Origin of the sequence: Skermanella stibiiresistens SB22, assembly GCF_000576635.1 — a bacterium.
GTDB lineage: Bacteria > Pseudomonadota > Alphaproteobacteria > Azospirillales > Azospirillaceae > Skermanella > Skermanella stibiiresistens.
In genome coordinates this window covers 351,019-363,894 of record NZ_AVFL01000002.1, presented here as the reverse complement: position 1 = coordinate 363,894, position 12,876 = coordinate 351,019, and the positions used below count along the sequence as shown (strand labels likewise).

Sequence of the window (12,876 nt, the reverse complement as noted above, 5' to 3'; positions counted from 1 at the left end):
GCTACCACCATCCGAGAGCTTTCCCAATTGTCGCGTGGAACAGCGCGAAGACCGGCGCTGCGACGATAAGCCCATCGACGCGGTCGAGCAGGCCGCCATGTCCGGGAATGAGGTGACCGCTGTCCTTGACGTCGTATTTTCTCTTTATGCCCGACTCGAACAGGTCGCCGATCTGCCCGATGACCGCGAGAACCATGCCGAGCAGCGCCGCCAGCCACGGCATCGCCGCGCCGAACGCGATCGCCACGCCCGCGCCGAACAGGGCCGAGGAGACCATGCCACCGATCAGGCCGGCCCAGGTTTTCTTGGGGCTGAGGCGAGGCGCCAGCTTGGGACCGCCGATGCTCTTGCCGGCGGCGTAGGCGCCGATATCGGTGGCCCAGATGCAGAACAGCACGTAGATCAGCAGCCCCAACCCGATCTCCGGCTGCTCCCTGACCCAGATCAGGGACACGCTGCCGAAGGCGATGTATGGTATGCCGAAAGCCAGCAGCCAGCGGTGCGCGGCGTGGGAAACCCAAGCGTAAATCAGCAGCGCCGCCGTCAGGGCCGCGGCCAGCAGGAGCGAGAGTCCCGCGCCGTAAACGAAATCGACGAAGAGAACGGCACCGACAGCAATGACCGGCAAGATCGCCATCGGGACCGAACGGTTCGGTTCGACTAGGCGGGTCCATTCGGCCACCGCCAGCACGGCGAAGGTCAGGATGAGGACTTCGAATATCCAGCCGCCCAGATAGACGGCCACGAGGACGATCGGCCCGAGAACCAGCGCCGACAGGATCCTGGTACGCAGGTTTCCCGTCTTAACGTGTCCCGACGGCGCCGTAGCGCCTGTCGCGCTGGTTGAACTCTCGGATTGCATCTTCAAGATCACGCTTTGTGAAGTCGGGCCACAGCGTATCGACGAAGACCAACTCGGTATAGGCCGATTGCCACAAAAGGAAATTGCTGATCCGCTGCTCGCCACTGGTGCGGACCAGCAGGTCCGGATCCGGGATGTCGCGGGTCAGCAGATTGGCGGCGAAACTTTCCTCGGTGATATCCTCGGGGCTCAACCGCCCCTCCAGCACATCGCGGGCGATCCGGCGCGCGGCGCCGACGATCTCCTGCCGTGCGCCATAGCTCAGCGCGATCACCAGATTGAGCGCCTGATTGCCCGAAGTCAGTTCCTCGGCCTTCTCGATCATCGTGACGATGTCGGCGGACAGGCGCGAGCGATCACCGATCACCCGCAGGCGGACCCCATTCTTGTGAAGTTCGGCGATCTCGCTGCGCAGATAGAACCGCAGCAATTGCATCAGGTCGAAGATCTCGCCTTCCGGCCGGCGCCAGTTCTCCGACGAGAAGCCGAACATGGTGAGATAGGGGATGCCCAGCTCGCGGGCGGCCTCGACCGTCCGCCGAACCGCCTCTATGCCCTTGCGATGGCCAGCGGTCCGCGGCAGGCCCCGGGCTTTCGCCCAACGGCCGTTACCGTCCATGATGATCGCTACGTGCCGCGGTAAAGCGCCCGTGGTGGTCGAAGTCCCCTGCATCGAGGTCAGACCTGCATGATCTCTTTTTCCTTGGCCGCAAGCGCTTCGTCGATCTTCTTGATGTGAGCGTCGGTCATGGACTGGACCTCGTCGGCCCAAGTTTTCTGTTCATCCTGGCTGATGTCGCCATTCTTCTCCAGGCGCTTCAGCATGTCCATGCCATCGCGGCGCACGTTGCGCACGGCGACACGGGCATGTTCCGCGTAGCGCGACGCCACCTTCGACAACTCGGTGCGGCGTTCCTGGTTCAAGTCGGGAATCGGCACACGGACGTTCTGCCCGTCGGTCTGGGGGTTGAGGCCCAATCCGCCGTCGCGGATGGCTTTCTCCACGGCCTTGACCATGCCGCGGTCCCAAACCTGGACCGTGATCAGGCGCGCTTCGGGCACGTTGACGGTGCCGACCTGGTTGAGTGGCATCCGCTGGCCATAGGCCTCGACGGTGATGGGGTCCAGCAGGCTGGCGGAAGCGCGTCCGGTGCGCAGTCCGCCGAATTCCTTGAACAGCGCGTCCAAGGCGCCGTCCATGCGGCGGCTTAGATCGTCAATATCAGGGTCGGCCACGGTGGTTCAGCCCTCTTCCGTGATGATCGTGAACTTGCCGCGCCCCGCCATGACTTCGGCGAAGGCCCCGGCCGTGTGGATCGAGAACACAAGGATGGGAATTTTATTCTCGCGCGCCAGCGAAATGGCGGAGGCGTCCATCACCTGTAGATCCTTCGCCAGGACCTCGAGGTGGGTCAACGTCTCGAAACGCTGAGCCGACGGATCCTTGTTGGGATCGGCGGAGTAGACGCCATCCACCTTGGTTCCCTTGAGCAGCGCGTCGCAGCCCATTTCGGAGGCGCGCAACGCGGCGGCGGTATCGGTCGTGAAGAACGGGTTACCGGTTCCGGCACCGAAGATCACCACCCTGCCCTTCTCCATGTGGCGCACCGCGCGCCGACGGATATAGGGCTCGCAGACGCTGGCCATCGGGATCGCCGACTGGACACGGGTCTGGACGCCGCGGCGCTCAAGCGCGCTCTGCATCGCGAGCGCGTTGATCACCGTCGCCAGCATTCCCATGTAGTCGGCGGTCGCCCGCTCCATACCGGTCGCGGCACCCGAGACGCCACGGAAGATATTGCCACCACCGATCACGAGGCAAACCTCGACGCCCATGCCGACGACCGAGTGAACCTCGTCGGCGACGCGAGCGACGATCTCGGGGTCGAGCCCGTATTCCCGATTTCCCATCAGCGCCTCGCCCGAGATCTTCAGCAAGACGCGACCATACCGGGCGTTGGTGGGCATCGCCCCCTCCATCGCAGTCATCAGCAATATTCCCCAAGTCAGCGGTCGTCGAATCCCGGCGGCGGAGGGCCCCAGTGGCCGGCCTTAGCGGCCGACGTTCGCCTGCGCGGCGACTTCGGCGGCGAAGTCCGACTGTTCCTTCTCGATGCCTTCGCCGAGGACGAAGCGGCTGAAGCCCACGATCTTGATCGGGGCGCCGATCTCCTTGGCGACTGCGTCGACAACCTTGCGGACTTTGTTCTCGCCGTCGATCACGTAGACCTGCTCCAGCAGGACCACTTCCTCATAGTACTTGCGCAACCGGCCTTCGACCATCTTCGCGATGATCTCTTCCGGCTTGCCACTGGCGCGCGCCTGATCGGCCAGGACGTTCCGCTCGCGATCGAGAGCCGTCGAATCGACATCCTCGATATTGACCGCCTCGGGGCGGGCGGCGGCGATGTGCATGGCGATCTGCTTGCCGAGATCGAGCAGACGGGCGCGGTCACCAGTCGACTCCAGGCCGATCAGGACGCCGATCTTGCCCAAATTCGGAGCGAGCGCGTTGTGGACGTAGCTGGCGACGACGCCGTCGCCGACGGCGATCCGGGAGACGCGGCGCAGATTCATGTTCTCACCGATGGTCGCCACCATGTTGGTGACTTCCTCGCCGACGGTCCGCTCGGTGCCGGGGAAGGCCGCCTGCTGCAGCGACTCGATCGTGCCGTCGCCCTGAAGCGCCAGCTGCGCCACCTGGGAGGCGAACGCCTGGAAACGATCGTTGCGGGCGACGAAGTCGGTCTCGGAATTCACCTCGACCACGGTGCCGACGGTGTCGGCGGTGGCGACCGCGACCAAGCCCTCGGCGGCGACCCGGCCAGCCTTCTTGGCGGCGGCGGCGAGGCCCTTCTTACGCAGCCAGTCGACGGCACCTTCAAGGTCGCCCGACGTCTCGGTCAGCGCCTTCTTGCAGTCCATCATACCGGCGCCGGTCTTCTCGCGCAGTTCCTTGACGAGAGAGGCTGTGATTTCGGCCATCTGGGACCTCTTCCTGAATGATCAGTCTAATCTAAGCATAAAAATAAGGGCAACCGGACGCCTTCCAGCGCCCGGTTGCCCGATCTGGCGGATCAGGCCTGGGCGCCTTCCGAGACGGCGGCCTCGCCCTCGACCGGGGCGGCGGCGGCTTCCTCTTCGGTCGGCAGGTCTTCCTCGACGCCTTCCTCCTGCTCGCCCACGTCGATGCCGGACGCGATCATCTCGGCCTGCAGGCCGTCGAGCACGGAGCCGGCGACGAGTTCGCAGTAGGTATCGATGGCGCGCAGCGCGTCGTCGTTGCCCGGGATCGGGAACGCGATGCCATCCGGGTTCGAGTTGCTGTCGATCACCGCGACGACCGGAATGCCCAGCTTGTTGGCTTCCTGGACAGCGATCGACTCCTTGTTGGTGTCGATGATGAACAGGATGTCCGGCAGGCCACCCATCTCCTTGATGCCGCCGAGCGCGCGCTCGAGCTTGTCACGCTCGCGGGTGAGCTGGAGCGTTTCCTTCTTGGTCAGGCCGATGTTGGTGTCCTGAAGGCGCTCTTCCATCTCGCGCAGGCGCTTGATCGACTGGGAGATCGTCTTCCAGTTGGTCAGCATGCCGCCGAGCCAACGATGGTTGACATAGTACTGGCCGCAACGCGAGGCGGAGTCGGCGACCTTCTCCTGAGCCTGGCGCTTGGTGCCGACGAACAGGACGCGACCGCCACCGGCCACCACGTCACGCACCGCCGTCATGGCGCGGTGCAGCATGGGGACGGTCTGCTCGAGGTCGATGATGTGGACACCATTGCGGATGCCGAAGATGTACGGCTGCATCTTCGGGTTCCAACGGCGCGTGTGGTGGCCGAAGTGGACGCCGGCTTCCAGGAGCTGGCGCATGGTGAATGAGGGCATCGGCATGGAAAACAGTCCTTTTCCGGTTACTCCGCCGCGGGCGTGGTCCACGGAATGTGGACACCGGAGCGGGTCGCCGACCTATGGGTCGGTGAACCGCAAGCCCGCGTGAGGTTTTGCGACGCGCGATAGATAGCCCGCCGCCTCGCGTTTGGCAACCATATCCGCGTGCGCCGTGGCAGGCGGCGAGGGTCGCCGCCTAGAGATCGAGCACGTCGGCGACACCCTGGATCGCCTTGATCGCCGCCCTGCCTTTCGCCGACACGGCGTAGGCTCCGGGCAGGGCGATTTCCGCCTCCCGCATGCCGCCGACATCAACCAGGATCGAGATCTTGCCGCGCCCCCGGCCGATCTGGTCGAGGATCTTCCGCAGGTGGGGCGCCGCGTCGGGCTGGCTGAGGATGATCTGTAGTCCCTCGGCCGCCCTCGCGACCTCGTCCTCCAGCGGCTTGACGTCGTGGCAGGTCAGCCGCAGATCCTCGCCCGAGACCTGGACATCGACCAGCAGGACGACACTCTTGCCGGGCTCGAGCAGTTCCCGCGAGGTCGCCAGCAGTTCGGAGAACAGGGTCACCTCATAGACGCCGGTGGCATCCGACAGGCTGACGAAGGCGAACCGGTTGCCACTCTTGGCCACCCGCTCTTGCCGGTTGATCACCACGCCGGCCATCGGGAAGCGGGTCGAGCCACCGCCCGTGGCCCGCTTCAGCAGGTCCGCCGAGTTGACGACACGCAGCCGCGACAGCGGCTTGGCGAACCCGTCCAACGGGTGCGCCGACAGGTAGAAGCCGATTGCGGCGAACTCATGCGACAGCCGGTCGAGTTGGTCCCAATCAGGCACCTTGGGAAGGTCGGGCACCGTCAGCGCGACTCCGCCGCCTCCACCGAACAGGCTGGACTGCCCGCTGTCCCGCTCGGCGGCCGCCGCCTGGGCGTAGCGGATCAGCGTCTCGATGCCGCCATGAACCTGACGCCGGTTGGCGTTGAGGGCGTCGAACGCGCCGGCGCAGGTCAGGTTCTCCAGCTGGCGCTTGTTGATCACCTTGGTGTCGAGCCGGCGGGCCAGATCGAACAGGTCGGTGTACCGGCCGCCGGACTCGCGTTGCGCGACCAGGGCCTCCATCGCCGGCATGCCGACGCCCTTGACCGCCGCCAAGGCGTAGCGGATCGCCCGTTCGCCGTCCGGCGCCACCTCGACCCGGAAGACGGGATTGGACTTGTTGATGTCCGGGGTCAGCAGCCGGATCTTCAAGCGGACCAGTTCCTGCCGGAAGGTGTTCAACTTGTCAGTGTTGCCGAGGTCGAGCGTCATCGACGCCGCCAGGAATTCGACCGGATAATTGGCCTTCAAGAACGCGGTCTGATAGGCGACCAAGGCATAGGCGGCTGCGTGGGACTTGTTGAAGCCGTAGCCGGCGAACTTGTTGACTTGGTCGAAGATCAGCCCGGCCTGATCGCCATCGACTCCCTTGGAGACCGCACCGTCGATGAACTGCTTGCGCTGGGCATCCATCTCGGCCTGGTTCTTCTTGCCCATGGCGCGGCGCAGCAGGTCGGCGCCGCCGAGCGAGTAACCCGACAGCACCTGGGCGATCTGCATGACCTGCTCCTGATAGATCATGATCCCGAAGGTGTCCTTCAGGATCGGCTCCAGCCAGGGGTGCATGTAGTCCGGTTCCTTCTCGCCGTTCTTGACGGCGATGTAGGTCGGGATGTTGTCCATGGGACCGGGACGATAGAGCGACACCAAGGCGATGATGTCGTCGAACCGGTTCGGCTTGAGGCGGCGCAGGACGTCGCGCATGCCCGAACTTTCAAGCTGGAACACGCCGGTCGTCTCGCCGCGCGACATCATCTCGTAGGTCTTGACGTCATCCAGCGGCAGGTTGGTCAGGTCGATCTCGTCGCCGCGCTCGACGATCAGCTCGACCGCGCGCTGGAGCACGGTCAGCGTCTTCAGGCCGAGGAAGTCGAATTTGACCAGCCCGGCCTGCTCGACATATTTCATGTTGAACTGGGTGACCGGCATGTCCGACCGCGGATCGCGGTAGAGCGACACCAGCTGGTCGAGCGGCCTGTCGCCGATCACCACGCCCGCCGCGTGGGTCGAGGCGTGGCGGAACAGCCCCTCCAGGCGAAGAGCTATCTCGATCAATCGGCGCACCGAATCGTCGGAGTCGCGCGCCTGCTGCAGCATTGGCTCGCCGTCGATCGCCTGCCCCAGCGTCACGGGGTTGGCCGGGTTGTTGGGCACCAGCTTGCAGATCTTGTCGACCTGCCCATAGGGCATTTGAAGCACGCGGCCGACGTCGCGCAGCACGGCGCGCGCTTGGAGCTTACCGAAGGTGATGATCTGGGCGACCCGGTCGTGACCGTAATAGCCCTGCACGTAGCGGATCACCTCGTCCCGGCGGTCCTGGCAGAAGTCGATGTCGAAGTCGGGCATCGACACGCGTTCGGGGTTGAGGAACCGCTCGAACAGCAGGCCGAACCGCAGGGGGTCCAGATCGGTGATGGTCAGCGACCACGCGACCACCGACCCGGCACCGGAGCCGCGGCCCGGCCCGACCGGAATGTCGTGCCGCTTGGCCCATTTGATGAAGTCGGAGACGATCAGGAAGTAGCCGGGAAACTTCATGTTCTCGATCACGTTCAGCTCGAAGTCGAGCCGGTCGCGATAGGTCTTCTCCACCTCGGCGCGTTCCTCCGCGGTCATCTCCGCCGTGAGGACCTGCTTCTCCAGCCGCATCGTCAGGCCCTCGTGGGCCTGCAATCGAAGTTCCTCCGGCTCGGTCCGCCCGCCCTCGGCCGCGGCTTGGAACGCTGGCAGGATCGGCTTGATCGGCTTCAGCAGGTAGCCGCAGCGGCGCGCGATGACCAGCGTGTTGTCAACCGCCTCGGGCAGGTCGGCGAACAGCGCCCGCATCTCCTCGGCCGACTTGAAGCGGTGCTCCGGTGTCAGCCGGCGCCGCTCGGCCTCGACCACGTAGGAGCCCTCGGCGATGCAGAGCAGCGCGTCGTGGGCCTCGTACATATCCTCGGTCGAGAAGAAGCAGTCGTTGGTGGCGACCAGCGGCAAATCCAGGGCGTAGGCCAGATCAACCAAGTCCGGCTCGATCCTGTCCTCGATCGCCAAGCCATGCCGCATCAGTTCGACATAGAGTCGGTTGGGGAACAACAGGGCGAGCTTTTCGGCGACCTCGCGCGCGGCGGGCTTGTGCCCCTCGCCGAACAGACGGCCGATCGAGCCCGACGGGCCGCCGGTCAAGGCGATCAAGCCGTCGGTGAAGCCCTCCAGATCATCCAGCGTCAACTGGGGAGCCGACATCGGGTCGCTCTCCATGAACGCCTTGCTGATCAGCTTCATCAGGTTCTGGTAACCGACCTCCGACTGGACCAGGAGCACCAGCTGATCGGGCAGGTTCAGGCCCTTGCCGACAGGCTTGCCACCGCCATTGGCGGCGGGTCCGACACGCCGGATGCCGAGCTGACAGCCCAGGATCGGCTGCACGCCCGAGTCCATCGCCGCCAGCGAGAACTCCAGCGCGCCGAACAGGTTGCCGGTATCGGTCACGGCAACCGCTGGCATCTCCTTCTTCTGGCAGATCTTGACCAATTCCTTGATCTTGATCGCCCCCTCCGAGAGGGAATAGGCGGAGTGGACGCGCAGATGGACGAAATCGGCGATCGGCATGCGGTCGTATCTCTGATGGTTCCGGTCTGGAAGGCGGCAGCATGCCAAGCGTTGGGGGCCACGTCATGCTCAAGTTTCGCTTGACGCGCGTTTCCAGCAAGCCGGCCAGCCCCCTGAGCGCGATCAGCTTGACAGATTTTGCTTCAAGAACGCGGTCGTCCGGTCCCAGGCCAGCCGCGCCGCCGTGGCGTCGTAACGCGCCGCGTTGGTGTCGTTATTGAAGGCGTGATTGACATCGGGATAGACGTGAAGCCGGTAATCGACGTTCGCCTTCTTCAGGGCCGCCTCATAGGCGGGCAGGTTCTCGTTGATGCCGGTGTCCAGCCCCGCGTGGTTGAGCAGCAGCTTGGCGCGGATATTCGGCACCGACTCCAAGGGCGGCGTGCGGCCATAGTAGACCACCCCGGCCGCCAGATCGGGGGATGCCGTCGCGAGCGCGTTCACCATGCCGCCACCCCAGCAGAAGCCGACAGCGCCGACCTTCCCGGTGGAGTCCGCGTGGCCGCGCAGATAGGCGATGGTCTGGGTAAGGTTGTCCACGGTCTGCCGACCATTGAGCTGGCCGATCATGGTTCGCGCCTGATCCTCGTCGGCTGGCGTGCCGCCCAGGGGGCTGAGCATATCGGGACCCAGCACGAGGAAGCCTTCGAGTGCCATGCGGCGGACGATGTCCTCGATATGGGGGTTCAAGCCGCGGTTCTCGTGGATGACGATGACCGCCGGCAGCTTGTCGGCCCCCTTCGGTTTGGCCAGGTAGCCCTTCAGCTCACCGGACGCGCCCGGCCACGTGACGCGGGAGGTCTCCAGACGGTCGTCGTCGGCGGGTACGATCTGGGCCTGCGCGTAGTTGTTTTCCAAGAGGGGCAGCAACGCGGAAGCGGCGGCGGCGCTCCCGGCCAGAGTCGTCAGCCTGCGGATGAAGACCCGCCGGTCCAGCGGCGCGTGGGTGTACTCGTCATAAAGCTCGATGATTTTCTGGTCCATCGCCGCGTCTCCCTCCCGTCATGTTGGGGCCGGCACCCTAAATCCTGGCGAGGTCCGGGAGCCTGCCCAACAGGAGGGTAACGCATCGCTCAGTGCTGGACCAGCACACCGTCCCGAAGCTCCAGGATGCGGTCCATCCGGGCGGCGAGATCCAGGTTGTGGGTCGCGACCAGCGCGCCGAAATCGCCGCCACGGACAAGGTTGGCAAGGACGGCGAAGACATCCTCCGCCGTCTTGTGGTCGAGGTTTCCGGTTGGCTCGTCCGCGATCAGCAGCTTGGGCCGATTGGCCAGCGCGCGGGCGATGGCGACCCGCTGCTGCTCGCCACCCGACAAACGGGCGGGCCGGTGCGACGCGCGGGCGCCCAATCCGACCAGCTCAAGCAGTTCCATGGCCCGCTTTCGCGCGACCGATTTCGCGATGCCGGAAATCATCTGCGGCAGCACGATGTTCTCGACCGCGCTGAATTCGGGAAGCAGGTGGTGGAACTGGTACACGAAGCCGATCGACTGCCGGCGCAATGCCGTCCGTTCGGCGTCGGACAAGGCGTTGGCCAGCTTGCCGCCGACCCGGATTTCTCCGGCGTCAGCCTTTTCCAGCAAGCCCGCGATGTGCAGCAAGGTCGACTTGCCGGCGCCCGAGGGCCCGACCAGCGCCACCAACTCGCCTCCCTCGACCCGCAGCGAGGCGCCGCGCAGCACGTTGAGCGTCTCGCCGGCCTGCTTGAACGTCCTGACCAGCCCATCGATTTGGATCATCGGCTCGGCGGCCGAGGTGGAGACACTTGTGGGTTTGTCACTCATAGCGCAACGCCTCGACCGGATCGAGCTTGGCCGCCCGCCAGGCCGGGTAGATCGTCGCACCGAAGGACAGCCCAAGCGCCATCAGCACGACCCGGGCCACCTCGCCCCAGTCGATCTCCGCCGGAAGCTGCGTCAGGAAGTAGATCTCGGCGGAGAATAGCTCGGTCCCGATGATGTTCTGGATGAATTGGCGGATCGCCTCGATATTGTCGGCGAAGGCGACGCCCATGACCAAGCCGAACAGGGTCCCGATCACGCCGATGCTGGCGCCGCTCAGGAAGAAGATGCGGAGGATCATGCCACGCGTCGCCCCCATGGTGCGGAGGATGGCGATGTCCCTGCCCTTGTCCTTCACCAGCATGATCATGCTGGAAATGATGTTGAACGCGGCGACCACGATGATCAGCGTCAGGATCAGGAACATGACGTTCCGCTCGACTTGCAGGGCGTTGAAGAAGCTGGCGTTGGACTGCTGCCAGTCGACCAGCCGCGCCCGTCCACCCAGGATCTCCTGGACCGGAGCCCGGTATTGCCAGATCAGCCGCGGCTGGTCGACCATCAGTTCCAGCGTCGTGACGGCATCCGGCACCCGGAAGAACAGCTGAGCCGCCGGAAGCGGCATGAAGATGAAGTTGTTGTCGTACTCGAACATGCCGACGTCGAAGATGGCGCCGATGGTGTAGGCGCGCATCCTGGGCACGGTGCCAAACGCGCTGGTGTTGCCCTGTGGGCTGATCAGCGTCAACTGGTCGCCGATGGCGAGCCCCAACCGCTGGGCCATGCGGATGCCGATCGCCACGGTCTCGCCCTCGAAATTATCGAGCGATCCCCTGACCACGTGGTTGGACACGGTGGGACGAACGCGGAAATCCTCCGGCTTGATGCCGCGAACGATCGCCCCGGACGATACCCCGCGCACCGTCACCAATGCCTGCGCCTCGACCGTGGGCGTCACCGATCGGACGCCGGGTACCTGCCGCAGCCGATCGGCCAGCGGGCCGTAATCCGGCAGCGGCCCCTGCAAGGCGTAGACGTTCATGTGGCCGTTCAGCCCGAGGACTCGGCCAAGCAGTTCGGAGCGGAAGCCGTTCATGACGGCCATCACGATGATCAGGGTCGCGACGCCGAGGCCAATGCCCAGCAGCGAGAAGCCCGCGATCACCGAGATGAAGCCTTCCTGCCGCCGCGCGCGGAGATAGCGCATCGCGACCATGCGTTCGAAAGCGCCGAAGATCATGCCTTGAAGGCCTTTATGGACGTTTGTTCGCTGTGATGGACCGGGTCAGGCGGCGGTCAACTTGGAGAACGCCGCGTCGCGCGGCAGTTCCTCGCGCTCGCCCGTGGCCCGCCGCTTCATCTCGACGACGCCGTTCTTCAGGCCGCGCGGCCCGACGGTCAGTTGCCAAGGAAGGCCGATCAGGTCCATGTCGGCGAACTTGGCGCCCGCCCGCTCGTTGCGGTCGTCGTACAGCACCTCGACCCCGGCGGCCTGGAGGTCGCGATAGAGCTCGTCGCAAGCTCGGTCGCAGTCGGCGTCGCCCGTCTTGAGGTTGATCAAGCCGACTTTGAAGGGCGCCACCTCGTCCGGCCAGATGATGCCAGCGTCGTCGTGGCTGGCCTCGATGATGGCACCCACCAAGCGGGACACGCCGATGCCGTAGGAGCCCATCTCGACGGTGATCTGCTCACCGTTCGGCCCGGCCACCACCGCGCCAAGCGGGGCCGAGTATTTGGTGCCGAAGTAGAAGATGTGGCCAACTTCGATTCCGCGCGCGCTGACCAGTTCCTCGGGCTTGAGCGGCGAGGTCGCGGGATCGTGCTTCTCGTCGGTCGCCGCGTAGATGTTGGTGTATTTCTCGAAGAAGGGCGTCAGGTCGTCGTCGAACCCCGGCGCGCTGGCGAGCACGTCCAAGTCCAGCCACTCCTTGTCGCAGAACACCCCGCTCTCGCCGGTTTCCGCCAGGATGATGAACTCGTGGCTGAGATCGCCGCCGATCGGCCCGGTGTCCGCCTGCATCGGGATGGCCTTCATGCCCAGGCGGGCGAAAGTCCGCAGATAGGCCAGGAACATCTTCTGATAAGACCGGCGGGCGCCGTCGGCGTCCAGATCGAAGGAGTAGGCGTCCTTCATCAGGAACTCGCGCCCGCGCATCACGCCGAATCGGGGGCGGATCTCGTCGCGGAACTTCCACTGGATGTGGTAGAGATTGCGCGGCAGATCACGATAGCTCTTGACCGCCGAACGGAAGATGTCGGTGATCATCTCCTCGTTGGTCGGGCCGAACAGCATCTCGCGCTCATGCCGGTCGCGAATGCGCAGCATCTCCTTGCCGTAATCGTCGTAGCGCCCGCTCTCCTTCCACAACTCGGCCGGTTGGATCGTCGGCATCAGCAGTTCCTGCGCGCCCGCCGCGTTCTGCTCCTCGCGGACGATCTGCTCGATCTTCTTGAGGACGCGAAACCCCAACGGCAACCAGGCGTAGATGCCGGCGCTGGTCTGCCGGACCATGCCGGCGCGCAGCATCAGCCGATGCGAGACGATCTGCGCCTCGTTGGGGTTTTCCTTGAGGGTGGGCAGGAAGTAGGCGGACAACCGCATTGGAATACTCACGGGCTCGGGGACGACCGGCCCATGGCCAGTCCGAT

The 12,876-nt window shown here is 65.1% G+C and carries 11 protein-coding genes; all 11 read right to left on the bottom strand.

Features of this window, described 5'->3' with window-relative positions; translation table 11 throughout:
- Position 1 precedes the first annotated feature (1 nt).
- Complete coding sequence (locus tag N825_RS04305) at positions 2 to 862, bottom strand: phosphatidate cytidylyltransferase (protein ID WP_051511522.1); 861 nt, start codon at positions 860 to 862, stop codon at positions 2 to 4.
- A complete protein-coding gene (locus N825_RS04300) occupies positions 804 to 1,481 on the bottom strand; it encodes an isoprenyl transferase (protein WP_245613004.1) in 678 nt (225 codons plus the stop codon). Before N825_RS04300 ends, N825_RS04305 begins: the two co-directional genes overlap by 59 nt.
- 59 nt (positions 1,482 to 1,540) lie before the next feature.
- Positions 1,541 to 2,098, bottom strand: a complete 558-nt coding sequence (gene frr / locus N825_RS04295; protein ID WP_037447311.1) for a ribosome recycling factor — start codon at positions 2,096 to 2,098, stop codon at positions 1,541 to 1,543.
- Between the two features lie 6 nt (positions 2,099 to 2,104).
- Positions 2,105 to 2,842: a UMP kinase gene (pyrH, locus tag N825_RS04290; protein WP_037447842.1), complete on the bottom strand. Its 738-nt coding sequence runs from the start codon at positions 2,840 to 2,842 to the stop codon at positions 2,105 to 2,107.
- A gap of 72 nt (positions 2,843 to 2,914) precedes the next feature.
- On the bottom strand, positions 2,915 to 3,847 hold the full coding sequence (gene tsf, locus N825_RS04285; protein WP_037447308.1) for a translation elongation factor Ts: 933 nt from the start codon (positions 3,845 to 3,847) through the stop codon (positions 2,915 to 2,917).
- Positions 3,848 to 3,939: 92 nt separating this feature from the next.
- Positions 3,940 to 4,755, bottom strand: coding sequence for a 30S ribosomal protein S2 (gene rpsB, locus N825_RS04280; RefSeq protein ID WP_037447305.1), 816 nt, complete (start codon positions 4,753 to 4,755; stop codon positions 3,940 to 3,942).
- A gap of 193 nt (positions 4,756 to 4,948) precedes the next feature.
- Positions 4,949 to 8,443, bottom strand: a complete 3,495-nt coding sequence (gene dnaE, locus N825_RS04275) for a DNA polymerase III subunit alpha (protein WP_037447300.1) — start codon at positions 8,441 to 8,443, stop codon at positions 4,949 to 4,951.
- A gap of 123 nt (positions 8,444 to 8,566) precedes the next feature.
- Positions 8,567 to 9,427 carry a dienelactone hydrolase family protein gene (locus N825_RS04270; RefSeq protein ID WP_037447298.1) on the bottom strand — a complete coding sequence of 287 codons (861 nt, stop codon included), beginning with the start codon at positions 9,425 to 9,427 and terminating at the stop codon, positions 8,567 to 8,569.
- 89 nt (positions 9,428 to 9,516) lie between these two features.
- Entirely contained in the window at positions 9,517 to 10,230 is a 714-nt protein-coding gene (locus N825_RS04265; protein WP_051511520.1) for an ABC transporter ATP-binding protein, read from the bottom strand.
- Positions 10,223 to 11,467: a lipoprotein-releasing ABC transporter permease subunit gene (locus N825_RS04260; RefSeq protein WP_037447295.1), complete on the bottom strand. Its 1,245-nt coding sequence runs from the start codon at positions 11,465 to 11,467 to the stop codon at positions 10,223 to 10,225. Before N825_RS04260 ends, N825_RS04265 begins: the two co-directional genes overlap by 8 nt.
- A gap of 45 nt (positions 11,468 to 11,512) precedes the next feature.
- On the bottom strand, positions 11,513 to 12,829 hold the full coding sequence (gene proS / locus N825_RS04255; protein ID WP_037447292.1) for a proline--tRNA ligase: 1,317 nt from the start codon (positions 12,827 to 12,829) through the stop codon (positions 11,513 to 11,515).
- Positions 12,830 to 12,876 lie beyond the last annotated feature (47 nt).